Annotated in this window: 17 protein-coding genes; 10 read left to right on the forward strand and 7 right to left on the reverse strand. The window is 69.2% G+C overall.

The window, feature by feature from the left end; translation table 11 throughout:
* Nucleotides 1-239 precede the first annotated feature (239 nt).
* On the reverse strand, nucleotides 240-893 hold the full coding sequence (locus tag ABZX75_RS10500; RefSeq protein ID WP_355409747.1) for a TnsA-like heteromeric transposase endonuclease subunit: 654 nt from the start codon (nucleotides 891-893) through the stop codon (nucleotides 240-242).
* 395 nt (nucleotides 894-1288) lie between these two features.
* Between ABZX75_RS10500 and acnA the strand changes: the two genes are divergently transcribed.
* On the forward strand, nucleotides 1289-4018 hold the full coding sequence (gene acnA / locus ABZX75_RS10505) for an aconitate hydratase AcnA (RefSeq protein WP_355409748.1): 2730 nt from the start codon (nucleotides 1289-1291) through the stop codon (nucleotides 4016-4018).
* A 607-nt stretch (nucleotides 4019-4625) separates the two neighbouring features.
* On the opposite strand, the gene ABZX75_RS10510 is transcribed toward acnA, so the two are convergent.
* The 3 genes from ABZX75_RS10510 to ABZX75_RS10520 form a co-directional block, all read right to left on the reverse strand.
* On the reverse strand, nucleotides 4626-6833 hold the full coding sequence (locus ABZX75_RS10510; RefSeq protein WP_355409749.1) for a serine/threonine-protein kinase: 2208 nt from the start codon (nucleotides 6831-6833) through the stop codon (nucleotides 4626-4628).
* Between the two features lie 62 nt (nucleotides 6834-6895).
* Nucleotides 6896-8413, reverse strand: coding sequence for a PQQ-binding-like beta-propeller repeat protein (locus ABZX75_RS10515; RefSeq protein WP_355409845.1), 1518 nt, complete (start codon nucleotides 8411-8413; stop codon nucleotides 6896-6898).
* Nucleotides 8413-9312 (reverse strand): serine/threonine-protein kinase, encoded by a 900-nt coding sequence (locus tag ABZX75_RS10520; RefSeq protein WP_355409750.1) that lies wholly within the window; start codon nucleotides 9310-9312, stop codon nucleotides 8413-8415. Before ABZX75_RS10520 ends, ABZX75_RS10515 begins: the two co-directional genes overlap by 1 nt.
* A gap of 665 nt (nucleotides 9313-9977) precedes the next feature.
* Here ABZX75_RS10520 and ngcE point away from each other — a divergent pair.
* The 9 genes from ngcE to ABZX75_RS10565 all read left to right on the forward strand — a co-directional run bounded on the left by ngcE (nucleotide 9978) and on the right by ABZX75_RS10565 (nucleotide 22164).
* A complete protein-coding gene (gene ngcE / locus ABZX75_RS10525; protein WP_355409751.1) occupies nucleotides 9978-11426 on the forward strand; it encodes an N-acetylglucosamine/diacetylchitobiose ABC transporter substrate-binding protein in 1449 nt (482 codons plus the stop codon).
* A gap of 43 nt (nucleotides 11427-11469) precedes the next feature.
* Entirely contained in the window at nucleotides 11470-12414 is a 945-nt protein-coding gene (locus ABZX75_RS10530) for a sugar ABC transporter permease (protein ID WP_355409753.1), read from the forward strand.
* Nucleotides 12415-12427: 13 nt separating this feature from the next.
* Nucleotides 12428-13354 (forward strand): carbohydrate ABC transporter permease, encoded by a 927-nt coding sequence (locus ABZX75_RS10535; protein WP_355409754.1) that lies wholly within the window; start codon nucleotides 12428-12430, stop codon nucleotides 13352-13354.
* Nucleotides 13355-13603: 249 nt separating this feature from the next.
* The gene (locus tag ABZX75_RS10540) at nucleotides 13604-14818 is read left to right on the forward strand and encodes an ROK family transcriptional regulator (protein ID WP_355409755.1); all 1215 of its coding nucleotides are present in this window, start codon (nucleotides 13604-13606) and stop codon (nucleotides 14816-14818) included.
* A 118-nt stretch (nucleotides 14819-14936) separates the two neighbouring features.
* Nucleotides 14937-16049 carry a substrate-binding domain-containing protein gene (locus ABZX75_RS10545; RefSeq protein WP_355409756.1) on the forward strand — a complete coding sequence of 371 codons (1113 nt, stop codon included), beginning with the start codon at nucleotides 14937-14939 and terminating at the stop codon, nucleotides 16047-16049.
* Nucleotides 16050-16282: 233 nt separating this feature from the next.
* Nucleotides 16283-17071 carry an ATP-binding cassette domain-containing protein gene (locus ABZX75_RS10550; protein WP_355409757.1) on the forward strand — a complete coding sequence of 263 codons (789 nt, stop codon included), beginning with the start codon at nucleotides 16283-16285 and terminating at the stop codon, nucleotides 17069-17071.
* Nucleotides 17072-17166: 95 nt separating this feature from the next.
* The gene (locus ABZX75_RS10555; RefSeq protein ID WP_355409846.1) at nucleotides 17167-18387 is read left to right on the forward strand and encodes a sugar ABC transporter permease; all 1221 of its coding nucleotides are present in this window, start codon (nucleotides 17167-17169) and stop codon (nucleotides 18385-18387) included.
* 250 nt (nucleotides 18388-18637) lie between these two features.
* Nucleotides 18638-20554, forward strand: a complete 1917-nt coding sequence (gene dxs, locus ABZX75_RS10560) for a 1-deoxy-D-xylulose-5-phosphate synthase (RefSeq protein ID WP_355409759.1) — start codon at nucleotides 18638-18640, stop codon at nucleotides 20552-20554.
* A gap of 92 nt (nucleotides 20555-20646) precedes the next feature.
* Nucleotides 20647-22164, forward strand: a complete 1518-nt coding sequence (locus ABZX75_RS10565; RefSeq protein ID WP_355409760.1) for an amino acid permease — start codon at nucleotides 20647-20649, stop codon at nucleotides 22162-22164.
* Nucleotides 22165-22231: 67 nt separating this feature from the next.
* Here the strand turns inward: ABZX75_RS10565 and ABZX75_RS10570 are convergent, their stop codons facing one another.
* The 3 genes from ABZX75_RS10570 to ABZX75_RS10580 all read right to left on the reverse strand — a co-directional run bounded on the left by ABZX75_RS10570 (nucleotide 22232) and on the right by ABZX75_RS10580 (nucleotide 26716).
* Entirely contained in the window at nucleotides 22232-23278 is a 1047-nt protein-coding gene (locus ABZX75_RS10570; protein ID WP_355409761.1) for an LCP family protein, read from the reverse strand.
* 91 nt (nucleotides 23279-23369) lie between these two features.
* Nucleotides 23370-25499, reverse strand: coding sequence for a 3-hydroxyacyl-CoA dehydrogenase NAD-binding domain-containing protein (locus tag ABZX75_RS10575; protein WP_355409762.1), 2130 nt, complete (start codon nucleotides 25497-25499; stop codon nucleotides 23370-23372).
* Nucleotides 25496-26716, reverse strand: coding sequence for an acetyl-CoA C-acyltransferase (locus ABZX75_RS10580; protein ID WP_355409763.1), 1221 nt, complete (start codon nucleotides 26714-26716; stop codon nucleotides 25496-25498). The genes ABZX75_RS10575 and ABZX75_RS10580 overlap by 4 nt, the downstream gene beginning before the upstream one ends.
* Between the last annotated feature and the right edge of the window lie 117 nt (nucleotides 26717-26833).

Genomic DNA, 26833 nt, shown 5'->3' on the forward strand with positions numbered 1-26833 from the left:
GGCCGTCATCGCGTGCCCGGCCGCCGTCAGCTCGGCAGCCTTGGCCCGCTCCCGCTGAGCCAGCGAGGTCTGTTCCGGGTCGAACTCCGGCCGTGGCACTGTCCCCGCGGGAGCGTCCGGCGGCAAGCCGTCCAGTACCTCCAGAATGTGCCTCTCCCACCAGCGGGCCTGTTCGGCAGCGGTCCGCGGGAACTCCGCCAGCCTGGCCGTCGGAGGCACCCGCCGTCCGTTCCCCACCCTCACCGGCCATCCCCCTCTGCCAGGCGCACGATGGTGGACGGCCCCAGCAACTCGACCGCCAGCCCCTCGACGGCCATTTCCTGGAGCCAGATCAGATGGAACAAGGCGGGAAGCGTCTCAAGCCGGTCACCAGCCGCATCCGCGTCGGCCATCAACGGGACCGGGGTCGCGAAAGCTTCCCGGAGCCCGTCCCGGACCGCCCCGCGCAGACACCGGGGATGCCGGTAGCGCGACAGCCACCGGACATTCGCCAGCAGCATCGCCTCCGGCACTCCGACCCGCTCGAAACTCCATCCCGCCTGGTCGCAGGCCAGGCGGGTCACCTCGAACGCCTCCGCGTCCTTCGGCCCGACCCGTTCGTCGGCGCGGACATCGACGACCTCCGCTGAGCCGTCCACGCGGCGCACGAAGTAGTCCGGAGCGTGCCGACGCTCACGCTCGCCGTCGTGCCAGTGCAGCCAGAACGGCTGCGAGGCGATCCCCATCACCTTGGGATCGAAGTCCATCAGCAGCAGCCGGTCCCGCTCCAGCCACGACTCGAAACCGACGTGTCGGCCGGTCGTCGCCGCCCAGTACCAGCCAGAGAAGTGACGCTCACCACGTGACCAGCGAAACGGCCGTACTGCGGCCATGTCCTCGAACTGGGCCGTCACGCAGTCCAGCAGCGGACGCCGCCGGCGCTCGCGTACAGCATCCACGTACGACAGCTCGATGTACGGCTCGGCACACTCCGCCCCGACCGGTATTGCCACCAGCCCCCCCCAGCACGTCACCTCGTACGACTAGGTTCGCTGGCAAGGAAGCCGAAACGACTGGGTTCGCTGTCAAACGCCTCGATTGGATGACAGCGGTCAGCGGGTGCGTGCCTCGTCCCCGCCGCGGACATGTACTAGAGTTATCTCGACATCGAGATATCTGCCGAAGGCGTACCGCAGCCGCCCCCGCTGTAAGGGTTACCTAACTTAGCCTGACCTTAGCGGATTGGCCAAGGGGCGTGGCGGCAGGATGCGGTTACATACGCGCGAATTCATGCATGAAGGAGACTGTCGTGTCGGCGAACAGCTTCGACGCCCGCAGCACGCTGCAGGTGGGCGACGAGTCGTACGAGATCTTCCGGCTGGACAAGGTTGAGGGCTCCGCCCGCCTTCCCTACAGCCTGAAGGTGCTGCTGGAGAACCTGCTCCGTACCGAGGACGGCGCGAACATCACCGCCGACCACATCCGGTCGCTCGGCAACTGGGACTCCCAGGCCCAGCCCAGCGAGGAGATCCAGTTCACGCCGGCCCGCGTGATCATGCAGGACTTCACCGGCGTCCCCTGCGTCGTGGACCTCGCCACCATGCGTGAGGCCGTGAAGGCCCTCGGCGGCGACCCGTCCAAGATCAACCCGCTGGCCCCGGCCGAGCTGGTCATCGACCACTCGGTCATCGCCGACAAGTTCGGCACCAACGACGCGTTCGCCCAGAACGTGGAGCTGGAGTACGGCCGCAACAAGGAGCGCTACCAGTTCCTGCGCTGGGGCCAGACCGCCTTCGACGAGTTCAAGGTCGTCCCCCCGGGCACCGGCATCGTCCACCAGGTCAACATCGAGCACCTGGCCCGCACGGTCATGGTCCGTAACGGCCAGGCGTACCCCGACACCCTCGTCGGCACCGACTCGCACACCACGATGGTCAACGGCCTGGGCGTGCTGGGCTGGGGCGTCGGCGGCATCGAGGCCGAGGCCGCGATGCTCGGCCAGCCGGTCTCCATGCTGATCCCGCGCGTCGTGGGCTTCAAGCTGACCGGCGAGCTGCCCACCGGCACCACCGCCACCGACCTGGTGCTGACCATCACCGAGATGCTGCGCAAGCACGGTGTCGTCGGCAAGTTCGTCGAGTTCTACGGTGAGGGCGTCTCCGCCACCTCCCTCGCGAACCGCGCCACCATCGGCAACATGTCGCCGGAGTTCGGCTCCACCGCCGCGATCTTCCCGATCGACGACGAGACCCTGAAGTACCTGCGCCTGACCGGCCGTGACGCGCAGCAGGTCGCGCTCGTCGAGGCGTACGCCAAGGAGCAGGGCCTGTGGCTGGACCCGGCCGCCGAGCCGGACTTCTCCGAGAAGCTGGAGCTCGACCTCTCCACGGTCGTCCCCTCCATCGCCGGTCCGAAGCGCCCGCAGGACCGCATCGTCCTCGCGAACGCCGCCGAGCAGTTCGCGCAGGACGTGCGCAACTACGTCGACGACGTGGACGAGGCCGGCAAGGAGTCCTTCCCGGCCTCCGACGCCCCGGCGAACCACCCGAACGGCGCCCCGTCCAAGCCCACCCTGGTCACCCTCGCCGACGGCTCGTCCTTCGAGATCGACCACGGCGCCGTCACCGTCGCCGCGATCACCTCCTGCACCAACACCTCGAACCCCTACGTCATGGTCGCCGCGGCGCTCGTGGCCAAGAAGGCGGTCGAGAAGGGCCTGTCCCGCAAGCCGTGGGTCAAGACCACGCTCGCCCCGGGCTCGAAGGTCGTCACCGACTACTTCGACAAGGCCGGCTTGACCCCGTACCTCGACAAGATGGGCTTCAACCTCGTCGGGTACGGCTGCACCACCTGCATCGGCAACTCCGGTCCGCTGGACGAGGAGATCTCGAAGGCGATCAACGAGCACGACCTCGCGGTCACCTCGGTGCTCTCCGGCAACCGCAACTTCGAGGGCCGGATCAACCCCGACGTCAAGATGAACTACCTGGCCTCCCCGCCGCTGGTCGTCGCGTACGCCATCGCCGGCTCCATGAAGGTGGACATCACCAAGGACGCGCTCGGCATCGACACCGAGGGCAACCCGGTCTACCTCCAGGACCTCTGGCCCTCCGAGGCCGAGGTCAACGACGTCGTGGCGAACGCCATCGGCGAGGACATGTTCAACAAGTCCTACCAGGACGTCTTCGCGGGCGACGCCCAGTGGCAGGCGCTGTCGATCCCGACTGGCAACACCTTCGAGTGGGACCCGCAGTCGACCTACGTGCGCAAGCCCCCTTACTTCGAGGGCATGACGATGGAGACCACCCCGGTCTCCGACATCACCGGCGCCCGCGTGCTGGCGAAGCTGGGCGACTCGGTCACCACCGACCACATCTCCCCGGCCGGTGCGATCAAGGCCGACACCCCGGCCGGCAAGTACCTCACCGAGCACGGCGTCGAGCGCCGCGACTTCAACTCGTACGGTTCCCGCCGCGGCAACCACGAGGTCATGATCCGCGGTACGTTCGCCAACATCCGCCTGCGCAACCAGATCGCGCCGGGCACCGAGGGCGGCTTCACCCGCGACTTCACTCGTGCTGGTGAGGGCGACGGCGCGCCGGTCTCCTTCATCTACGACGCCTCGCAGAACTACCAGGCCGCCGGCATCCCGCTGGTCATCCTGGCGGGCAAGGAGTACGGCTCCGGCTCCTCCCGCGACTGGGCTGCCAAGGGCACCGCGCTGCTCGGCGTGAAGGCCGTCATCGCCGAGTCCTACGAGCGCATCCACCGCTCCAACCTGATCGGCATGGGCGTCCTGCCCCTGCAGTTCCCGGAGGGCGCCACGGCGGCCAACCTGGGTCTGACGGGTGAGGAGACCTTCGCCTTCACCGGTGTGGAGGAGCTGAACAACGGCACCACCCCGCGCACCGTCAAGGTGACCACCGACACGGGTGTGGAGTTCGACGCGGTCGTCCGCATCGACACGCCGGGCGAGGCGGACTACTACCGCAACGGCGGCATCATGCAGTACGTGCTCCGCCAACTTGTCGGTTCTTGACCTGATGTGAACGAGCGCCCTGCCCCTGCATCTCGCGCGCGGAGGCAGGGCGCTCGCGCGTGACGGGGCGGAAGACGCGCCTGCGAGCATGATCGCAGGCGATCTGTTCCCGGAGCGGAGCTGCGCATCCTACGACGACGAAGAACCCCGCACCTGGTACCAGGTGCGGGGTTCTTCTGTCCTTGCGAGCGTGTGGCGAACGAGCGCCGCTAGTGTCCCGGTCCGGAGATCTTTCGCCGTAGCGGCAGATGATCGGGTCTGACACGAAAGTAGAAGCTCCACCGCAGATCAGCTCAGCGCACCTTCGGTGCGCGCCGGGCGTGCTTCTGTGTGCCCTGAAAGGGGCTGGGTCGGGTTCGGGATCGTGGTGTGGTCGTTCCGGCCGAAACCGTTGCCTCTGTGATAGCGAGCCGTGGACGTCCTCCACGAACGCTGCGCGGGTTGGACATCAGCAAGAAGGACGCCAAGGTACCGGTACTGACCCCACGGGTCGCTCCGTAGACGGACGTGGGCGGAGCGCTCCCAGCGCCGATCAGCGGGACCGCCAACGCCGCTCGGCACGGAACGGACGGGATGACCGGACGGCCGATCCCGGTCCGGTGGTCGTTCACTCCTTGCCCAGAGCGAAGGCGAACAGCAGGCCACCGCTGGAGACCCACAGGCGGTTGCCGGAGGTGACAGCAGCTTTGAGCGGGGCGCGCGAGTCGACCTCCTGCGGCAGGCGCCAGACCTCCTTCCCGTCCGACTGGGCGTACCCGTACAGGCCGGGCCGGCTGCCACCGGTGATTCCGATCAGGACCAGGCCGTCCTGTGCCGCCAGCACCTGGTGCAGGCCCTTTCCTAGGTCCGGGGTGCGCCACAGCCGCCGCCCGTCGCGCAGCCCGTAGGCCGTCAGCGGCCCGTGGCCGGCGGTGAGGTCGACGCCGGTCGGGGGGAACGCGGTGGTGAAGAGGGTGTTGCCCCTCGGGCTCAGCTGCTGCCTCGTCTCCGTGTGCTCCTGCCACAGCGGCCTGCCCGTCTCCGCGTCCACCGCCGCGAAGGACCCGTTCGCCAGGCTCTGCTCGAAGAGCACCGTCGCGCCGTCCTCGCTGAGCCGTGCCGTGCCCGCCAGCAACCCGTTCTGCAGCCGGTCCTCCGGGGTCAGGCCGCTGGGGACGCTCCACAACGGGTGCCCGTCGGCCAGTTGCAGGGCGGTCAGCTCAGTGGTGCCGTGCAGCACGGCGAGGACGAGCCGCGCCCCCGGGTTGTCGCCGATGCCCACGATGTCGGAGGGATGGCGCCACAGTTCCTTCCCGGAGTGCGGGTCGAGGGCGTAGAGCGTACGGCGGTCGTCCGCTCCGGCCTGCCTGCGCGCCACGCACAGCAGTACCCCGCCCCGCGGATGGACGGCAGTGAGCGGGCTGTCCCGGTCCCAGCGCGGCTTCCCCCCGTCGTCGAGGACGTACAGCTTCCCGGTCCGGACCGAAGTGACGTATACCCATCCGTTCTCGCCCGCCTGCACGATCAGGTCGGTGAGTTCCGGCTGAGCCAGGCCCGGCGGGACGAACCGCCAGCGCTCCTCGCCGCTTTCCAGGTCGCGGGCGTGGACGGCGCCGTCGACTTCGATGACGTACACGGTCCGCCCGTCCGTCGCGGAGGCCGCGGAGGCCAGCGGTGCGCTCCGCCACAGGCTCTCGCCCGTGTACGCGTCGAGGACGGCCGCCCCCGACCCGCTGCTGCCCGAGACGAGGATCCGGCCCCGCGCAGTCTTCCACACGGTGGAGAATCCGTCCGGGAGCGGTTCTCGCCACAGCTGCCTGGGCGGTTCCACGGACGGGCCCCCGGAGTCGGCGAGGTACCAGCCCGAGAACGCCGCGGCCCCGGCGATCGCACCGACGGCCGCGAGGGCTTGGCGCCGGTCCAGGCGCCCTGCCCAACCGCCGGTGGGCAGGGCCGCCCGAACGGTTTCCTCCCGCCTGCGCACCTCCCGGCGTACGGCCTCAGGGAGCCAGCCCGCACCCGGGAGGTCCGGCCCGCCGAACAGCACCGCCAGGTCCGCCACCTTCGGCCGCTTCCACGGCTCCTTCTCCAGGCATGCCCCCAGGGCCTCCAGCAGGGCTTCCGGTACGTCCTCCAGGTCCGGTTCCTCGTGGACGGTGCGGTACAGGACGATGTGCAGTGCGCTGTTCCCGAAGGCTCCGTGGCCCGAAGCCGCGTACAGCAGGGTGGCGCCGAGGGAGAAGACGTCGCCGGCCGCCGTGCAGGTGCGCCCGGCTACCTGCTCGGGCGGCATGTAGCCGGCGGTGCCGACCACTTGTCCGGTGCCGGTCGGGCCGGCGCCGTCCACGCTGCGGGCGATGCCGAAGTCGATGACGCGCGGCCCGTCGTCGGTCAGCAGGATGTTGGACGGTTTCAGATCGCGATGTACGAGCCCTGCGGCGTGGACGGCGGCCAAGGCCTCGGCCAGGCCGACGGCCAGGCTCCGTACCGTGGATTCGGGCATCGGCCCGTGGGCGGCGACGGCTTCGCTCAGGGTGGGGGCGGGGAGATAGGCCGTGGCCAGCCAGGGCTGCGCGGCATCCGGGTCGGCGGCGAGCACCGGGGCGGTGAAGGCGCCGCTGACCTTGAGGGCGGCCTCCGTTTCGGCGCGGAACCGCTCGCGGAAGCGCGGGTCCTGCGCGTAGCTCTCCCGGACGACCTTCACCGCCACCGGCCGCCCGGCCCGGGTCGCGGCCAAGTACACCTTGCCCATGCCGCCTGACCCGAGCAGCCTGACCACACGGTACGGACCGATTCGCACCGGGAGCGGCGCGGTGGACGGAGGCGGCAGGGGCACGGCGGATGAGGAGGTGGTGGACGAGGAGGAAGCGGAAGAGGAGGAAGCGGGCGGTGGGACGCTCATCCAGCGTTCGCCCGGTAGGCCCGTACGCGTCCGCCGCCGCTGACGAACACGACATCGTCCTGTACCCCCACGCCCCAGAACGCCTCCGCCAGGCGGGTGACCTCTCCGATGCCGGAAGGCGACGGCGCTGGAGAGACCGGGGCGGAAGCCGTCGAGGTCACCGGCTTGTCGCGCAGCGCCCAGAGCTGCTTGCCGTCCGAGGTCCGCAGCACCAGGCAGCCGGACGCGAATTGCCCCGGATCCATGCCGAGGCCGCTGACCGCGGGGCTGAACAGGACCACGGTGACCTGAGTGGACGCGGCCAGGGTGGGCGACAGCGCGGGAAGGGGGGACAGTGGAACGGGGCTTTCGACGCGCCATCGGATCTCCCCGGTGTGCAGGTCCACGGCGTGCACGTTCCGGAAGTCGTTGACCAGCAGCAGTTCCCCGACGGCGACCGGGGCCGAAGCGCCGACCATGGGAACCGCCCAGCGCCGCTGCCCGCTCTCGGCGTCGTAGGCACTCATTCCGGCCTTCGTGTGCATCGCGATCAGAAGGTCGCCGACGGCGATGAGCGAGGAGGTGAGGGATCCTCCGCCCGCCTGCATATAGGGGGGGAGCTGGCTGCTGGGGTCCGCGGCCACGTCCACGGACCACCGCGGCGTTCCGTCCGCGGCGTTCAGCGCGTACAGGGTCAAGCCGGTCTTGGTGCTCTCGGTGTAGTAGAAGCCGTGGCGATCGGCGGCGTACCTGACCCCCGGCATGGAGTTGGGGACGACGGGCTTGCGCCACCGGATGCCGCCACCGCTCAGGTCGATGGCGGTGGCTGTCTCGCTGAGACCGAGACTCGCAGTGGCCTCGGGGGACGGCGCGCCCGGCAGGAGGCTTCCCTTGAAGGTGTTCACCAGGCAGTAGGCCATGTTCTCGTGGGCGGAGAGCAGGGCGATCACACTGTCGTCCTTCGGTAACCACAGGGTGGACCGCACACGGGCGGTGGCCGAGTCCAGCACGGTCAAGTTCGTCTGCCCCAAGGATTCCAGGGCCGTGCTCATCGAAGTTCCGAGCAGCCCCGCGGCGATGGCGCCGAGGACTCGGGTTCCTCGGGGGAGCGGGCCGGAGGGCTGGTTCGGCTGCGTCGCGGTCGCGAAACTTTGGTTCCAGCGGAGCTTGCCGCTCGAGAGGTCGAAGGCCACCGTGTAGCCGCCGAAGCTGGAGTCCTGCAGCACCAGAGTCCCGCCGGTCGCCCGCACCTGGGGCATCCCGGTCGGTGAGTCGGGGAGCGGCTCGTTCCACAGCGGCGCGGGCGGATCGGTCAGGACCACAGGGCGCGCGGTCGGGCCGAGCGACGGGGCGGGGCTACCGTTCTCGCCACCGCCGTCTTCGGCCTTCCAGGGCCTCCACAGGGCACCGGCCACCCCGCCCCCGGCGAGCACAGCGGCCGCGAGTCCGCCGAGCAGGACCGTGCGACGGCTGGGACCGGACCTCTGGCGGCCCCCGCCGAGCACGGCGCGGGGCGGGGGCGGCGCCACCGCCATCAGCTCGGCGTCCCGGGCCCGCGCCGCCAAATCGTTCTGGAGCGCCGGGACCAGTAGATCGTGCGGGCGCGCGGGCGCCAGCCCGGCCAGCACCGCATCGAGAAGGGCCGCCGGGAGGGCATCTTGTCCAGGCACCGCAACAGGAGCGGGTGCAGGGAGGACGGGACCGCGTGCAAGTCGGGTTCGTCCGTGACGATCCGGTGCAGCACTCCGTGATCACCGGGACCGAACGGCCCCTCCCCGCAGGCGGCGTAGACCAGGACTCCGGCCAGCGCGAAGACGTCGCTCTCCGGTCCGGCGTCGTGGAACGAGGCGATCTGCTCGGGCGCCATGAAGGCGGGGGAGCCGATCACCGTGCCGGTGACCGTGAGCCGGGTCTCGCCGAGGGCTTTGCTGATACCGAAGTCGATCACACGCGGGCCGTCGGTGGACAGCAGCACGTTGCCCGGCTTGAAGTCCCGGTGCACCAGCCCGGCCGCGTGGATGACCTGAAGGGACTCGGCGAGGGCGGCCCCCAGGGCCCGCACGGCCGGCTCCTGGAAGGTGCCGCAGATCCGCAGCGCCTGATCGAGCGTCGGCCCGGGGACGTACGCGGTGGCCACCCACGGCCGAGGCCCGTCCGTATCGGCGTCCAGCACGGGCACCGTGTACACGCCGCTGACCCGGCGGGCCGCGGCCACTTCCCGCCGGAAACGGCTGCGGAAGGCGGGATCGTCCGCGTACTCCTCCCGCACTTGCTTGACCGCCACCAGCCGCCCCGACCCGGTCCGGCAGAGGGAGACCACGCCCATCCCACCGCCGCCGAGCGGCCTCATCACCACGTACGGGCCGATGACGGCGGGCAACACGACGGTCGCGTCGTCCGTCCCTAACTCCGCCTCCGAATTCGCCCCTTGCATTCCCATGGCTCCCCCGCCCGACATCTGCTCGGTTCTATCCGGCGAAGGGAGAGACAGTCTTCCTTCGCCCGCGGTTCCTCGCGGGCGGCAGCATACAGCGGCACCCCACGCCCCGAACCCTATTCCGCTCGATCAGGTCCCCATGCAGGAATGTCGGGTGCCACGTGGTTCAGGCGGCGAGCAGGCGTAGGCCGAGATCTGCTGCGCCGAGGTCGGTTCTTCAGAGGCATGGTCAAACGGCGGCGGTGATTAGAGTTAAGAACGGCAATCGAAGCATGTCTCAGTACGTCCTGCGCAACCTCATCCGCGGCTAAGGGCGCGCCAGGCGCGGCGATGCGCCGCTTATCGGCACCATAGGGCCGTATCCCCGTTAAGGGGGTACGGCCCTTCCGCTTTTTCGGGGTGTTCCGGGGTATGCCCCAGGGGCGCCCGTGGCGGGCGGGGCCAGGTGTCGGAGAGGTCTCAACTCGGAAAAGCCGGGGGCCATCCTTGTGCACGATCTTGCTCATGCGAGCGGAAGTGGACTATACCTGTGCCCGTCCGGACCCTCGCGAACGAGCGGCCCCGGACCGGGGGGTGGCAGGGACCTGCGGTGTTGTCCGCGCGTGGCAACTGCCGTGTTTCCCTTCCTCCTTCACACTTCTGACGAAGGCGAGGACTTGAGCATGGGATCCACCTCCGCCCACGACGAGAACAGCGACGGCGAGGGCCTCGGCCGCCGGGACCTGATCAAGCGCTCCGCGGCACTCGGCCTGATCACCGTGCCGACGATGGGCTTCCTGTCCGCCTGCGCCTCCGGCGGCGGGGAGCCCACCAACGGCCCCTCCAAGGCCGCGACGAGTGCGGAGAACCCGTTCGGCGTGGCCAAGGGCAGCAAGCTCGACGTCGTCGTCTTCAAGGGCGGGTTCGGCGACGACTACGCGAAGGCCTGGGAAGCCGCCTTCGACAAGAAGTGGGGCACCACCAGCTCCCACCTCGGAACCCAGGAGATCACCGCCAAGCTCCAGGTCCGCTTCAACGGCGGCAACCCGCCGGACGTCGTCGACGACTCCGGCGCCCAGAAGATCAAGCTCGACGTCCTCTTCAAGGGCGGCCAGCTCGCCGACCTCACCCCGGTGCTCGACGCGCCCTCGCTCGACGACCCGGCCAAGAAGGTCCGGGACATGCTCATCCCCGGCACCGTCGAACAGGGTATGCAGGGCGGCAAGTTCGTCGCGCTGAACTACGTGTACACGGTCTTCGGCTTCTGGTACTCGGGCAAGCTCTTCAAGGAGAAGGGCTGGACGGCGCCCAAGACCTGGGACGAGTTCCTGGCGGTCTGCACCCAGGCCAAGGACGCCGGCCTCGGCGGCCTCGCCCACCAGGGGAAGTTCCCGTACTACATCAACGTCGTCATCATGGACCTGATCGCCAAGAAGGGCGGTCTGGACGCCATGAAGGCGATCGACAATCTGGAGCCCACCGCCTTCGAGGGCAACGCGGCCGCCCTCGCCGCCGTCGAGGCGGTCTACGAGGTCGTCGAGAAGGGCCTGCTCCTGCCGGGCACCAACGGCCTCACCCACACGGAGTCGCAGACCGCCTGGAACCAGTACAAGGCGGCCTTCATCCCCTCCGGCTCCTGGCTGGAGAACGAGCAGCTGAAGCAGACGCCGGAAGACTTCGACATGCGGTTCCTGCCGGTGCCGCTGCTGCCCGACAGCAAGCTGCCCTTCGAGGCCATCCGGGCCGGCGCCGACGAGCCCTTCATCGTCCCGGAGAAGGCCGCCAACAAGCCCGGCGGCCTGGAGTTCCTGCGGTCGATGCTCTCCCGCGAGTGGTCGACGCTCTTCGCCCAGCAGGCCAACTCGCTGACCGTCGTCAAGGACGGCGTCGACCCGGGGGTGAAGCTGCGGCCGGGCACGCAGTCGGCGGTGGCGGCCCTCAAGGCGGCCGGGGACAACACCTTCAACTACCGGTACCCCGACTGGTACAGCGAGATGGACACCGAGATCCAGGACGCGTCCAATGAGCTGATGGCCAAGCGCATCCAGCCCAAGGAATGGATCAAGCGGGCCCAGGCTGCGGTAGACAAGGCGGCCAAGGACCCGAACGCCAAGAACAACCGTCGCAGCTGACACCGCGTCCACCGGTCACCCGGAACGATCAGGGACGGACACCATGAGCCAAGTAGGCCAGAGCACAGGACGGGGCGGCTTCATCGCCGGTTTCCTCATCCTGCCTCTCGCGCTGTATCTGACCTTCGTCATCTGGCCGTACGTACAGACGTTCGGTTATTCCTTCACCAACTGGTCGGGTCAGTCACCGACGTTCGACTTCGTCGGCCTGGAGAACTACTCGACCCTGCTGGAGGACAAGGTCTTCCTGGGCGCGCTGTGGCACAACCTGCTGCTCCTGGTGTTCGTCCCGGTGATCACCATCCTCCTCGCCCTCTTCTTCGCCTTCATGCTGAACGCGGGCGGCCGCAGCGGCGCGGGCGGCGTGCGGGGCGTGGGGGGATCGGCCTTCTACAAGGTCGTCTACTTCTTCCCGCAGGTCCTCTCCCTCGCCATCCTCGCGGTCCTCTTCGGCGCCGTGTACCGCAGCGACGAGGGCGGCCTGCTCAACGGCTTCCTCATCAAGACCGGCCTCGTCGACCCCTCCCACCCCGTCGAATGGCTCAACGAGCCCAACCTCGTGCTCTGGTGCCTCCTGCTGGTGGTCGTCTGGCACGGCGTCGGCTTCTACCTGGTTCTCTTCTCCGCCGCCATGCAGTCCGTACCCCGTGACATCTACGAGGCCGCCCTCCTGGACGGCGCGGGGCGCGCCCAGACCTTCTTCAAGGTCACGCTGCCCCTGCTGTGGGACTCTGTGCAGACCTCCGCGGTCTATCTGGGCATCGCCGCGATGGACATGTTCGTCCTGGTGTCGACCATGACCTCGGGCCAGTTCGGCGGCGGACCGGACCACCACAGCGAGGTCATGGCCACGGTTCTGATGCGCAACTTCCTGTACTTCGGCAAGAGCGGCTACGCCTGCGCCATGGGCGTGGTCATGCTCGTCCTGACCCTGATCCTCTCCGTCATCACGCTGCGAGCCACGCGCCGCGAGCGCATCGAGTTCTGAGCGGGAGACCACGATGACCACAGTGATCAAGGCTCCGGGCGAGGCCGCCGCGGAGCGTGCGGGCCGGTCCGGCCGGCCGGGGGAGCGGGGGAAGAACCGCTCCGACGGCATGGCGCTCAACGTCTTCTCCCACGGCTTCCTCGCCGTCTGGGCGATACTGATCGTCCTGCCCCTGACCTGGCTGGTGCTCGGCTCCTTCAAGACCGACTCGCAGATCGGCGGTTCGGCCCTCAGCTGGCCCTCGAACTGGCACTTCGACGCCTTCGCCCGGGCCTGGGACAAGGGCATCGGCGACTACTTCACCAACACGCTGATCGTGATGGCCTTCTCGGTCCCGCTGACCATGCTGCTCGGCTCGATGGCGGCGTACGTCCTGGCCCGCTACCCCTTCAGCGGCAACCGGCTCGTCTACTACTTCTTCGTCAGCGGGGCGATGTTCCCCGTCTTCCTGGCGCTGGTCCCGCTGTTCTTCATGGTCAAGCGCCTGGACATGCTCAACACGTACCAGGGCCTGATCATGGTGTACGTCGCCTACTCGATGCCCTTCACCGTCTTCTTCATGCACTCCTTCTTCCGCACCCTGCCGACGGCGGTGCACGAGGCGGCGGTGATCGACGGGGCCTCCGACACCCGGATCTTCTTCCAGGTGATGCTGCCGATGGCCAAGCCCGGCCTGATCAGCGTCGGGATATTCAATGTCCTGGGCCAGTGGAACCAGTACATCCTGCCCTCCGTGCTGATGCAGCCCCAGACCGGCTCCGACCCCGAGCGGTACATGCTCACCCAGGGGCTCATCCAGCTCCAGTACCAGATGGGCTACGAGACGGACCTGCCCGTGCTCTTCGCCGGTGTGACCATCGCGATGATCCCGATGCTGGTCGTCTACCTGTCCTTCCAGCGCCAGATCCAGGCCGGCCTGACCTCCGCCACCCTCAAGTAGCGCAGTCCACCGGGACGCCGCACCGCGAGAGCCGAGGTTCCCCGTAGCGCGATCTTCCAGACCGTTCCCTCCCCCTTCCGGCTGGTAGTAGCCGATTCGTGCTGTGTCAGCCTCTTGACGTGTGGAGGCCCAAAGGCTCGACTTAAGCTTCACAAGTTGGAGAGACGCCGGGGTCTCGGAGCGGACGACCGCGACGGCCCGGCCGGGGGGCGACGCTGGCCGTCGCTTATGGGCAGGAGTGGATGAGTCGTGCAGACTCCCGGATCGCAGTCCTCGCTGCATCGCGCGAATCTCGAACGGGTCGTGCGGGCGGTGCGGCTCGCGGGTTCGCTGACCCAGGCGGAGATCGCCCGGACCACCGGACTGTCGGCGGCCACGGTCTCCAACATCGTCCGCGAACTGAAGGACGGCGGGACCGTCGAGGTCACGGACACCTCGGCCGGCGGCCGGCGGGCCCGCAGCGTCTCGCTCAGCGGCGACGCGGGCATCGTCATCGGAGTCGACTTCGGCCACACGCACCTGAGGGTGGCCGTCGGCAACCTCGCGCACCAGGTGCTGGCCGAGGAGTCGGAACCGCTGGATGTCGACGCCTCCTGGATGGACGGCTTCAACCGGGCCGAAGCGCTGGTCGGCCAGCTGATCGCGACCGTGGGAGTCGGCCTGGAGAAGGTCATCGGGGTCGGGCTCGGCGTCCCCGGCCCGATCGACGTGGAGTCCGGGACCCTCGGCTCGACCGCGATCCTGCCCGGCTGGTCCGGCATCAACCCCCGCCAGGAGCTCTCGCAGCGCCTCGGCGTGCCCGTGTACGTGGACAACGACGCGAACCTCGGAGCCCTCGGTGAGCTGGTGTGGGGGAGCGGCCGCGGAGTAAAGGATCTGGCCTACATCAAGGTGGCCAGCGGTGTCGGTTCCGGGCTGGTGATCAACGGCCAGATCTACCGGGGGCCGGGCGGCACCGCCGGCGAGATCGGGCACATCACGCTCGACGAGTCCGGCCCGGTCTGCCGCTGCGGCAACCGCGGCTGCCTGGAGACCTTCGCCGCGGCCCGGTACGTCCTGCCCCTGCTCCAGGGGACGCACGGCCCGGGGTTGACGATGGAGCGGGTGGTCGAACTGGCCCGCGGCGGGGACCCGGGCTGCCGCCGGGTGATCACGGACGTGGGCCGCCACATCGGCAGCGGCGTGGCCAGCCTCTGCAACCTCCTGAACCCCAGCCGGGTGGTGCTGGGCGGCTCGCTCGCGGATGCGGGTGAACTCGTCCTGGCCCCCATCCGTGAATCGGTGGGGAGGTACGCGATCCCGAGCGCGGCCCGGCAGTTGTCCGTACTCACGGGCTCCCTGGGCGGGCGTGCGGAGGTGCTCGGCGCGCTGGCCCTCGTGCTCAGCGAGATGGGCGATTCGACGCTTTTGTCGGATCATGGAGGTGGCGTGCGAGCTCCAGCCGTCTTGTCTTCAGGTAGATAACGGATGGCACCGTTGTCATCTCGTTAAGGATTCACTCCTTGACGGCAAACTTGCGGCCGGGGTTGACTCACATCCACCTCGGCCGCAACGTTGCGGCCTCGTCAGGGAGGTTCAAGTAATGAACACTCGTATGCGTAGAGCTGCCGTAGCCGTCGCCGCCGGCGCCATGGCCGTTTCGCTTGCCGCCTGTGGCAGCGCGAAGGAGGCCGGAGACAAGACGAACGAGCCCGGCGCCGCCCAGGGTGACGCGGTCAAGATCGGGCTCCTCCTGCCGGAGAACCAGACCGCGCGCTACGAGAAGTTCGACAAGCCGCTGATCGAGAAGAAGATCGCCGAACTCACCGGCGGCAAGGCCGAGGTGGTCTACGCCAACGCCAAGCAGGACGCGACCACGCAGAACTCGCAGGTCGACACCATGATCACCAACAAGGTGAACGCCCTCATCATCGACGCGGTGGACGCCAAGGCCATCGCGGGCTCGGTCAAGAAGGCCAAGGACGCCGGCATCCCGGTCGTCGCCTACGACCGCCTGGCCGAGGGCCCGATCGACGCCTACACCTCCTTCGACAACGAAGAGGTCGGAAAGGTCCAGGGCAAGGCGCTGCTGGAGGCGCTGGGCGACAAGGCCAAGGACGGCCAGATCGTCATGATGAACGGCTCGGTCACCGACCCGAACGCCAAGCTCTTCAAGCAGGGTGCGCACTCCGTCCTCGACGGCCAGGTGAACATCGGCAAGGAGTACGACACCAAGGAGTGGAAGCCGGAGAACGCCAACACCAACATGGCCGGCGCGCTCTCGGCGCTCGGCAAGGAAAACATCATCGGCGTCTACTCCGCCAACGACGGCATGGCCGGCGGCATCATCACCGCCCTCAAGGCGGCCGGCATGTCCCCCCTGCCCCCGGTCACCGGCCAGGACGCCGAACTCGCCGGTGTGCAGCGCATCGTGGCGGGCGAGCAGTTCATGAGCGTCTACAAGCCGTACGCCCCCGAGGCCGAGGCCGCCGCGAAGATGGCCGTCGCCCTCGCCAAGGGTGAGAAGCTCGAAGGCATCACCACCTCCACGGTCGACAGCCCGACCGCCAAGAGCGTCCCGGCCGTGCTGATCCCGGTCGTCTCGCTCACCAAGAACAACATCAAGGACACCGTCATCAAGGACGGCGTCTACACGGCCGACGAGATCTGCACCGAGAAGTACGCGGCGGCCTGCACCGCCCTCGGCCTCAAGTAAGGCCCTCCCTCCGTAGGGAACGGTCCGCAACCCGGTCTCCTACGAGGCGGTCCCCCCGCCCGTCCGGCGCCCCGCCCCTCTCACCCCGCCCTCCGCGGGGCGCCGGACGGAAACGATTCCCCACCCCGCAGCACCCGCACCACGTACCACCCCCACCCCGCACCACTCCACCCCCATTCACCCCGCTCCTGCATTTTCTGCACGACATCCCCGCCGGTCAGGCGGCGAAGGAGATGGTTCATGTGTCCGCTGCGCCCGTGCTGGCGTTGCGAGGGGTCTCGAAGCGGTTCGGCGCCGTTCAGGCCCTGACCGACGTAGAACTCGAGATCCACTCCGGCGAGGTGGTCGCCCTCGTCGGCGACAACGGCGCCGGTAAGTCCACGCTGGTCAAGACGATCGCCGGCGTGCACCCCATCGATGACGGAATCATCGAGTGGGAGGGCCGCCCGGTCTCGATCACCAAGCCCCACGACGCCCAGAACCTGGGCATCGCGACGGTCTACCAGGACCTCGCGCTGTGCGACAACATCGATGTCGTCGGCAACCTCTTCCTCGGCCGCGAGCTCAAGCGCCGCGGTGTCCTCGACGAGGTGGAGATGGAGCGCCGCGCCCGCGAGCTCCTCACCACCCTGTCCATCCGGATTCCCAGTGTCCGGATCCCCATCGCCTCGCTCTCCGGCGGTCAGCGCCAGACGGTGGCGATCGCCCGCTCCATGCTGGGCGAGCCCCAGCTCGTCATCCTCGACGAGCCCACCGCCGCCCTCGGCGTCGAGCAGACCGCGCAGGTCCTCGACCTGGTGGAGCGGCTGCGCGAGCGGGGCCACGCCGTCATCCTCATCAGCCACAACATGGCCGATGTGAAGGCCGTCGCCGACAAGGTGGCGGTCCTGCGGCTGGGCCGCAACAACGGCGTCTTCAACGTCGCCGACACCTCGCAGGAAGAGATCATCTCCGCCATCACGGGAGCCACGGACAATGCCGTGACCCGCCGGGCGGCCCGTACCGGGGAGGCTCGCAAGTGAGCACCGAGAACCCAGCCGCCGACCCCGCGGGCAAGGCGGCCGACACGCGGGGCGATGCGGTCGATCCGGTCAACCCGGCCGCCGCGCCCGACGCCATTCCGGCGGTCGACCCCCGACTGCTCGTCCGCGAACAGGGCTTCGCGGGGTACATGAACGAGTTCGGCCGCAAGCTCAAGGCCGGCGACCTGGGCTCCATCCCGGTCGTCCTCGGCCTGATCATCATCTGGAGCATCTTCCAGGGGCTGAACGCGAACTTCCTCTCCCCGGAGAACCTCACCAACATCGCGATCACGATGGTCGCCACCGGCATGATGGCCGTCGGCATCATCTTCGTGCTGCTGCTCGGCGAGATCGACCTCTCGGTCGGCTCGGTCAGCGGCGTCTCGGGCGCGATCGTCGCCGTCCTCGCCGTCACGCACGGAGTCAACGAGTGGCTGGCGATCCTCGCGGCCATCGCCGGCGGCGCCCTGATCGGCGCCGTCCACGGCTTCTTCTTCGCCCGGATCGGGGCTCCGGCCTTCGCCGTCACCCTGTCGGGCCTGCTCTTCTGGTCCGGCGCCATGCTGCAGATCCTCGGCAGCAACGGCACGATCAACCTCGACTCCGAGGGCGTGGTCGGCCGGCTCACCACGTACTACTTCTCGGACGTGGCCGCGGGCTACGGGCTGGCCGCGCTCGCCGTGGCCGGGTACTTCCTCGCCGCCTTCTTCGACGCCCGCCGCCGCGAGGCCGCCGGGGTCCCCTCCCGGCCGCTCGCCGAGATCCTGCTGCGCACCGGCCTGCTGGCGGTGTTCACCTTCGGTCCTGCCACGGTGTTCAACCAGTACAAGGGGCTGCCGCTCGCGGTGGTGCTCTTCGTGGTGGCCCTGGTCGGCACGGACTTCCTCCTGCGCCGCACGACCTTCGGGCGAAACGTCTTCGCCCTGGGCGGCAGCGTCGAGGCCTCCCGCCGCGCGGGCATCAACGTCAACGCGGTCCGCATCACGGTCTTCGCCCTCGCCGGCACCTTCGCCGCCATCGGCGGACTCTTCTGGGCCTCCAAGATCGCGGCGGCCAACCAGAGCGCCGGCGCCGGCGACCTGCTGATGAACGTGATCGCGGCGGCCGTCATCGGCGGCACCAGCCTCTTCGGCGGCCGGGGCCGGACCTGGAACGCCCTCCTCGGCGTCATGGTCATCACCTCCATCCAGTACGGTCTGGCCCTGGAGGGAATCGCGACGCCGATCCAGTACATGATCACCGGTGCGGTGCTGCTGGCCACCGTGGTGATCGACTCGGTCACGCGCAAGACCCAGAAGACGGCCGGACGCGCCTGACCGCGCGTCCGGAGCATCGTCAGCGGTAAGACCGGTCACAGTGCCCGGAGCCACCTCGTGTGGCGCCGGGCACCTGTGCGTGTCCGGGTACGTACACCTGTACGGGTATACGCCCGTATGTGAGGTGTGGCCGTCCGTCGGTGTGTACACGTATGACAAAGCTGTGACCCGCTCGGGACGGCCGGATGACGGCGCGCGGCAGCGGAACATTAGACTCGACAGACCAGCAAGCAACTGCAAGGAGGCACGGGTGCTGCTGACCCGCATCAAGGGACCGCGCGATCTGGACCGGCTCAGCCAGGAGGAGCTCAATCAGCTCGCCGCCGAGATCAGGTCCTTCCTCGTCGACGCCGTCTCCAAGACCGGCGGGCACCTCGGCCCCAACCTCGGGGTGGTCGAACTCACGATCGCCCTGCACCGGGTCTTCGACTCGCCCAAGGACAAGGTCCTCTTCGACACAGGCCACCAGGCCTACGTCCACAAGCTGCTCACGGGCCGTCAGGACTTCGGGAACCTGCGCTCCAAGGGCGGCCTCTCCGGCTACCCCTCGCGCGCCGAGTCCGACCACGACGTGATCGAGAACTCGCACGCCTCCACCGTGCTCGGCTGGGCCGACGGCATCGCCAAGGCCAACGAGGTGCTCGGCCGCGAGGACCACCACGTCGCCGCCGTCATCGGTGACGGCGCGCTGACCGGCGGTATGGCCTGGGAGGCGCTGAACAACATCGCCGCCGCCAAGGACCGCCCGCTGGTGATCGTCGTCAACGACAACGAGCGCTCGTACGGACCCACCATCGGCGGCCTCGCCAACCACTTGGCCACCCTGCGCACCACGGACGGCTACGAGCGCTTCCTGGCCCGCGGCAAGGACCTGCTGGAGCGGACTCCCGTCGTCGGGAAGCCGCTCTACGGGACCCTGCACGGCGCCAAGAAGGGCCTCAAGGACTTCATCGCCCCGCAGGGCATGTTCGAGGACCTCGGCCTGAAGTACATCGGGCCCATCGACGGCCACGACATGGAGGCCCTGGAGTCCGCCCTGCAGCGCGCGAAGCGCTTCAGCGGCCCGGTCATCGTGCACTGCCTCACGCAGAAGGGCCGCGGTTACACGCCGGCCCTGGAACACGAGGCGGACCGCTTCCACGCGGTGGGCGTGATCCACCCCGACACCGGCCTGCCCGTCAGCACCGACGCCGCCAGCTGGACCTCCGTCTTCGCCGACGAGATGGTCAAGCTCGGCAAGGAGCGCGAGGACATCGTCGCGATCACCGCGGCCATGCTCCAGCCGGTCGGCCTCAAGAAGTTCGCGGACGCCTTCCCGGACCGCATCTTCGACGTCGGCATCGCGGAGCAGCACGGCGCCACGTCGGCGGCGGGCCTGGCGACCGGCGGCGCCCACCCGGTCTTCGCGGTCTACGCGACCTTCCTCAACCGCGCCTTCGACCAGGTCCTGATGGACGTGGCCCTGCACAAGTGCGGGGTCACCTTCGTCCTGGACCGCGCCGGCATCACCGGCACCGACGGCGCCTCCCACAACGGCATGTGGGACATGTCCATCCTCCAGGTCGTGCCCGGCCTGCGCCTCGCCGCCCCGCGCGATGCCGAGCAGCTGCGCGCCCAGCTGAACGAGGCCGTGCTGGTCAAGGACGCGCCGACCGTCGTCCGCTTCTCCAAGGGCGTCGTCGGCCCGGCCGTCCCGGCCGTCGGCCGCATCGGCGGCATGGACGTGCTGCGCACCCCGGCCCCCGAGGTCACCCGGCCGGACGTACTGATCGTCTCGGTCGGCGCGCTCGCCCCGATGTGCCTGGAGATCGCCGACCTGCTCGACAGGCAGGGCATCTCCGCGACCGTGGTCGACCCCCGCTGGGTCAAGCCCGTGGACGAGGCCCTGGCCCCGCTGGCGGACGCCCACCGCGTGGTCGTCACCGTGGAGGACAACAGCCGCGCCGGCGGTGTGGGATCCGCCGTCTCCCAGGCGCTGCGCGACGCGGGCGTCGACGTACCCCTGCGCGACTTCGGCATTCCGCAGCGCTTCCTCGACCACGCCACCCGCAAGGAGGTCATGGCCGAGATCGGCCTGACCGCCCCGGACATCGCCCGGCAGGTCACCGGGCTGGTGGCCAAGCTCGACGGGCGTTACGAGAGCGAGCCGGCCACCGCGGTCGACTGACGGCGCGGTTGCACGCGACGGGCCGGGAGGTTATCCCTGAGGGGTGGCCTCCCGGCCCGTTTCGCGTGCGGCACGTGCTCGGAGGTGCGTCGGTGAGCAAGGATCTGAACAGTCCCTTCCGCACCAAGTCGGTGGAACAGTCCATCCGCGACACGGAAGAGCCGGAACACCAGCTGAAGAAGTCGCTCTCCGCCTGGGACCTCACCGTCTTCGGCGTCGGCGTGATCATCGGCACCGGCATCTTCGTCCTCACCGGCAAGGTCGCCAAGGAGACCGCCGGACCCGCCACCGCCCTCGCCTTCGTGGCCGCCGGTGTGGTCTGCGCGCTGGCCGCCCTCTGCTACGCCGAATTCGCCTCGACCGTCCCCGTCGCCGGTTCGGCGTACACCTTCTCCTACGCCTCGATCGGCGAGTTCCCCGCCTGGATCATCGGCTGGGACCTGGTACTGGAGTTCGCGCTCGGCACCGCGGTCGTCGCCGTCGGCTGGTCGGGGTACGTCCGCTCGCTGATGGAGAACGCCGGCATCCAACTGCCGCTCGGCCTCCAGGGCCCGGACTTGCCGGGCGGCACCTTCGACCTGCTCGCCTTCATCCTGGTGCTGGTCCTCACGGCGATCCTCGTCGTCGGCGTGAAGCTGTCCGCCCGGATCACCGCGATCGTCGTCGCGATCAAGGTCACGGTGGTGCTCATCGTGATCTTCGCCGGCCTGTTCTTCGTCAAAGCCAGCAACTACAAGCCCTTCATCCCCGACGCGCAGCCCCAGCCGAGCGGCTCCGGGCTCGACGCGCCCCTGGTCCAGCTCATCTTCGGATACGCGCCGACCAACTTCGGCATCATGGGCATCTTCACCGCGGCCTCCGTCGTCTTCTTCGCCTTCATCGGCTTCGACGTCGTCGCCACGGCCGCGGAGGAGACCAAACTGCCGCAGCGGGACATGCCGCGCGGCATCCTCGGCTCGCTGATCATCTGCACGGTGCTGTACGTGGCGGTCTCGCTCGTGGTCACCGGCATGCAGCACTACTCGGAGCTGTCGGTGAGCGCCCCACTGGCCGACGCCTTCAAATCCGCCGGGCATCCGGTGTACGGCGGCATCATCAGCTTCGGCGCGGCCGTCGGCCTGACCACGGTGTGCATGATCCTGCTGCTGGGTCAGACCCGGGTGTTCTTCGCGATGAGCCGCGACGGTCTGCTGCCCCGCTTCTTCTCGCGGACTCACCCCAAGTTCCGTACCCCGTACCGGCCGACGATCCTGCTCGGCGTGGTCATCGCGATCGTCGCCGGCTTCACCAGCATCAACGAGCTCGCCACGCTGGTGAACATCGGCACGCTCTTCGCCTTCGTGGTCGTGGCCCTCGGCGTGATGATCCTGCGCCGCACCCGCCCCGACCTGCCCCGGTCCTTCCGCACCCCGCTCGTGCCGCTCGTGCCGATCCTCTCGATCGCCGCTTCGGTCTGGCTGATGCTCAACCTGCCGGCCGAGACCTGGGTGCGCTTCGCGATCTGGATGGCGGCAGGCTTCGTCGTCTACTTCCTCTACGGCCGCCGGCACAGCCTGCTGGGCCGGGGCAGGGGCAGCGGCGTGGGTGAGGCAGTGCGCGAGGACCGCTAGCAGGGCTTTTGCCGACAGGGCTGCTGCTGGCAGGTCTGCCGTCGGCAGGTCTTCCGTCGGGCGACCGTCACCGGCCGCCCTTGGCGGGGGACTCCTTCGCGGAGGCGGGGATCTTCTCGTCCTTGCGCAGGGCCTCCCAGAGCTGGGTGGCCTGCGGCTCGGCGGCGACCACGCGGTTGGGGTCCACCTTGTCGTAGGCGACCGGCAGCATGATCGTCTCCATGGTATCCGGGTCCACGCCCTTCATGCTCCGCGCGAAGTCGGACAGCGCGGTGAGCGAGGCGAGGTCGGAGTCGGTGGTCAGCGACTTGGTGCCGGCGTCGGCGAGCTGGTACAGCCGCGCCGGGTTGCCGAAGGCGTCCTGCTTCTTGATCTCGGACAGCATCGCCATCATGAACTGCTGCTGGAGGCCGATCCGGCCGAGGTCGCTGCCGTCCCCGTAGCCGTAGCGGGTCCGGACGAACTTGAGCGAGTCGGTGCCGTCCAGCCGGTGCGTGCCCGCGTCCAGCTTCAGGCCGCCCTTCGCTCCGCTCATCGGCTTGTCCAGGGTGACGGTGACCCCGCCGAGCGCGTCCACCAGACCCTTGAAGCCGGCGAAGTCCACCTCGACGAAGTGGTCGACGCGGATCCCGGACATCTCCTCCACGGTCTTGACCACACAGGCCGGTCCACCCAGCGTGTAGACGCCGTTGAACATGGCCCGCTTCGCGGACGGGACGGTCTTGCCGTCCTTGCCCTTGCACTCGGGCCGGGTGATCAGGGTGTCGCGGGGGATGCTCACCGCGGTCGCCTTGGCCCGGCCCTCGGGTATGTGCACCAGCATCGCGGTGTCCGAGCGGGCACCGCCCACATCGCCGTGGTCGAGGTCACCGTTGGCCCCGGCCCGCGAATCGGACCCGAGGACGAGGACGTTCTGCGCCCCCGCGACGACCTTCTGAGGCCGGTTGTCGCCGATGGCCTGGTCCAGGTCGACGCTGTCGATGTTGCCGTTGAGGTGGCTGTACGCCCACCAGCCGGCCCCGGCGGCGCCCAGGATCAGCACGGCGACCAGGAGCAGGGTGATCCGCAGAATGCGGCGGCCGCGGCGCCCGGGCCGCGCGTGCTTGTCCGTCATGAGGGTGAATCTTAGACAGGTATTCGAACGGCCGAAGCCCGCCCCCCGGAAGGGGCGGGCCGAGGCTCTGGAAGCCTGTCTGCGGGGCGAGTTACGCCGGGACGCTCGCCAGCCCGGGAGCCAGGAACTTCTTGCCGTTCACGCGCTCCGAGACACCCTCACGGTCCAGGTACGGCGTGATGCCGCCCAGGTGGAAGGGCCAGCCGGCACCGGTGATGAGGCAGAGGTCGATGTCCTGGGCCTCCGCCACGACACCCTCCTCCAGCATCAGGCCGATCTCCTGCGCCACCGCGTCCAGGACGCGGTCGCGCACCTGCTCCTCGGTCAGGACGACGTCGCCCTGCACCAGGAGGGCGGCGACCTCGGGGTCGAGCTCCGGCTTACCGGAGTCATAGACGTAGAAGCCGCGCTTGCCGGCCTCGACGACCCGCTTCAGGTTGGGGGAGACGGTGAAGCGCTCCGGGAAGGCGCGGTTCAGGGTCTCGGAGACGTGCAGGCCGATGGCCGGGCCGACGAGCTCCAGGAGCACCAGCGGGGACATCGGCAGGCCGAGCGGCTCGATGGCCTTCTCGGCGGTGGCCACCGGGGTGCCCTCGTCGATGACGTTCTGGATCTCGCCCATGAAGCGGGTCAGGATGCGGTTCACGACGAACGCCGGGGCGTCCTTCGTGAGGACCGCGGTCTTCTTCAGCTTCCTGGCGACACCGAAGGCCGTGGCCAGCGAGGCGTCGTCGGTCTGCTCACCGCGGACGATCTCCAGCAGCGGGAGGATCGCGACCGGGTTGAAGAAGTGGAAGCCGACCACGCGCTCCGGGTGCCGGAGCTTCGAGGCCATCTCGGAGACCGACAGCGAGGACGTGTTGGTGGCGAGGACGGCGTGCGCCGGGGCGACCGCCTCGACCTCCGCGAACACCTTCTGCTTGACCGACATCTCCTCGAACACGGCCTCGATGATGAAGTCCGCGTCCGCGAAACCCTCGGCCTTGTCCAGGACACCGGTCACCAGGGCGGTCAGGCGGTTCGCCTTGTCCTGGTTGATGCGGCCCTTGCCGAGCAGCTTCTGGATCTCGGCGTGGACGTAGCCCACACCCTTGTCCACGCGCTCCTGGTCGATGTCGGTGAGGACCACCGGCACCTCCAGGCGGCGCAGGAAGAGCAGCGCCAGCTGCGAGGCCATCAGACCCGCACCCACGACGCCGACCTTGGTGACCGGGCGCGCCAGGCTCTTGTCCGGGGCGCCGGCCGGGCGCTTGGCGCGCTTCTGTACCAGGTTGAAGGCGTAGATGCCGGAGCGCAGTTCGCCGCCCATGATGAGGTCGGCGAGAGCCGTGTCCTCGGCGTCGAAGCCCTTCTGCAGGTCGCCGTCCTTGGACGCCTCGATGATGTCGAGGGCGCGGTAGGCGGCCGGGGCCGCGCCGTGCACCTTGGAGTCCGCGATGGAGCGGCCGCGGGCGACCGCCGCGTCCCAGCCCTCGCCGCGGTCCACGTCGGCCCGTACGACCTCGGTCTCGCCCTTCAGGACCTTCGCGGTCCAGATCAGCGACTGCTCCAGGAAGTCGGCGCCCTCGAACAGCGCGTCCGCGATGCCGAGCTCGAAGACCTGCTTGCCCCGCAGCTGGCGGTTCTGGTTCAGCGAGTTCTCGATGATGACCGAGACCGCGCGGTCCGCGCCGATCAGGTTCGGCAGGATGGTGCAACCGCCCCAGCCGGGAACCAGGCCGAGGAAGACCTCGGGCAGGGAGAAGGCCGGGATGGCCTTCGAGACGGTGCGGTAGGTGCAGTGCAGACCGACCTCGACACCGCCGCCCATCGCCGCGCCGTTGTAGTAGGCGAAGGTGGGGACGGCCAGCGCCGCGAGGCGCTTGAAGACGTCGTGGCCGCCCTTGCCGATGGCGAGCGCCTCGTCGTGCTTCTTCAGCAGCTCGACGCCCTTGAGGTCGGCGCCGACGGCGAAGATGAACGGCTTGCCGGTGATGCCCGCGCCGACGATGGAGCCGGCGACGGCCTCCTGCTCGACCTGGTCGATCGCCGCGTTCAGGTTGGCGAGCGACTGCGGGCCGAAGGTGGTCGGCTTGGTGTGGTCGAAGCCGTTGTCCAGCGTGACGAGCGCGAAGCGCCCGGCGCCGAAGGGCAGGTCCAGGTGGCGTACGTGCGCCGAGGTGACGACCTCGTCCGGGAACAGCTCGGCCGCGCCCTTCAGAAGCTCAGTGGTGGTGCTCACTTGGTGCCTCCATCGAAGTGCGGGTTCTCCCAGATGACCGTCGCGCCCATGCCGAAGCCGACGCACATGGTGGTCAGGCCGTAGCGGACGTGCGGCTGCTCCTCGAACTGGCGGGCCAGCTGCGTCATCAGGCGGACGCCGGAGGAGGCGAGCGGGTGGCCGAAGGCGATGGCGCCGCCGTACTGGTTCACCCGGGCGTCGTCGTCGGCGATGCCGTAGTGCTCCAGGAAGGCCAGCACCTGCACGGCGAAGGCCTCGTTGATCTCGAACAGGCCGATGTCGGAGATCGACAGGCCGGCCTGGGCGAGGGCCTTCTCGGTGGCCGGGATGGGGCCGTAGCCCATGACCTCCGGCTCGACACCCGCGAAGGAGTACGAGACCAGGCGCATCTTGACCGGGAGGTTGTTCTCGCGGGCGAAGTCCTCGGACGCGATGATCGCGGCCGTGGCGCCGTCGTTGAGACCGGCGGCGTTGCCCGCGGTGACCCGGCCGTGGGTACGGAACGGGGTCTTCAGGCCGGCCAGGTTCTCCAGCGTGGTGCCCGGGCGCATCGGCTCGTCGGTGGTGACCAGGCCCCAGCCCGTCTCACCGATCTCCGCGTTGGTGTTGCGCACCGAGACCGGCACCAGGTCCTGCTGGATCTTGCCGTCGGCGTACGCCTTGGCGGCCTTCTCCTGCGAGCGCACGGCGTACTCGTCGGCGCGGAGCTTGGTGATCGCCGGGTAGCGGTCGTGCAGGTTCTCGGCGGTCATGCCCATGAAGAGGGCGGACTCGTCGACCAGCTTCTCCGAGACGAAGCGCGGGTTCGGGTCGACGCCCTCGCCCATGGGGTGGCGGCCCATGTGCTCGACACCGCCGGCGAGGGCGACGTCGTACGCACCGAAGGCCACACCGCCCGCGACGGCGGTCACGGCGGTCAGCGCGCCGGCGCACATGCGGTCGATGGAGTAACCCGGGACGGACTGCGGGAGGCCCGCGAGGATGCCGGCCGTACGGCCCAGCGTCAGGCCCTGGTCGCCGATCTGCGTGGTCGCGGCGATGGCGACCTCGTCGATCTTCTTGGGGTCCAGGTCCGGGTTGCGGCGCAGCAGCTCCCGGATCGCCTTGACGACGAGATCGTCGGCGCGGGTCTCGTGGTAAATGCCCTTCGGGCCCGCCTTGCCGAACGGGGTGCGGACGCCGTCGACGAAGACGACGTCCCTGACGGTACGAGGCACGTTGGCTCTCCTCCAGGTGCGGGTGTGCACTGCTGCGCGGCGGTGCGCTCGGCATGTGGTGCTGAGCGCGCGCTCACCCGGCCCATGCTACTTGCGAGTAACCAATGTGCACACCCC

Source organism: Streptomyces sp. NPDC003038, assembly GCF_040611115.1.
In the GTDB taxonomy this organism is placed as follows: domain Bacteria; phylum Actinomycetota; class Actinomycetes; order Streptomycetales; family Streptomycetaceae; genus Streptomyces.

Excerpts from the sequence above, each read along its gene's own strand:
- ABZX75_RS10515 (WP_355409845.1), bottom strand. The coding sequence starts at position 8,413 with ATGGCGGTGGCGCCGCCCCCGCCCCGCGCCGTGCTCGGCGGGGGCCGC.
- ABZX75_RS10520 (WP_355409750.1), bottom strand. The coding sequence starts at position 9,312 with ATGCAAGGGGCGAATTCGGAGGCGGAGTTAGGGACGGACGACGCGACC.
- ngcE (WP_355409751.1), top strand. The coding sequence starts at position 9,978 with ATGGGATCCACCTCCGCCCACGACGAGAACAGCGACGGCGAGGGCCTC.
- ABZX75_RS10530 (WP_355409753.1), top strand. The coding sequence starts at position 11,470 with ATGAGCCAAGTAGGCCAGAGCACAGGACGGGGCGGCTTCATCGCCGGT.
- ABZX75_RS10535 (WP_355409754.1), top strand. The coding sequence starts at position 12,428 with ATGACCACAGTGATCAAGGCTCCGGGCGAGGCCGCCGCGGAGCGTGCG.
- ABZX75_RS10545 (WP_355409756.1), top strand. The coding sequence starts at position 14,937 with ATGAACACTCGTATGCGTAGAGCTGCCGTAGCCGTCGCCGCCGGCGCC.
- ABZX75_RS10550 (WP_355409757.1), top strand. The coding sequence starts at position 16,283 with ATGGTTCATGTGTCCGCTGCGCCCGTGCTGGCGTTGCGAGGGGTCTCG.
- ABZX75_RS10570 (WP_355409761.1), bottom strand. The coding sequence starts at position 23,278 with ATGACGGACAAGCACGCGCGGCCCGGGCGCCGCGGCCGCCGCATTCTG.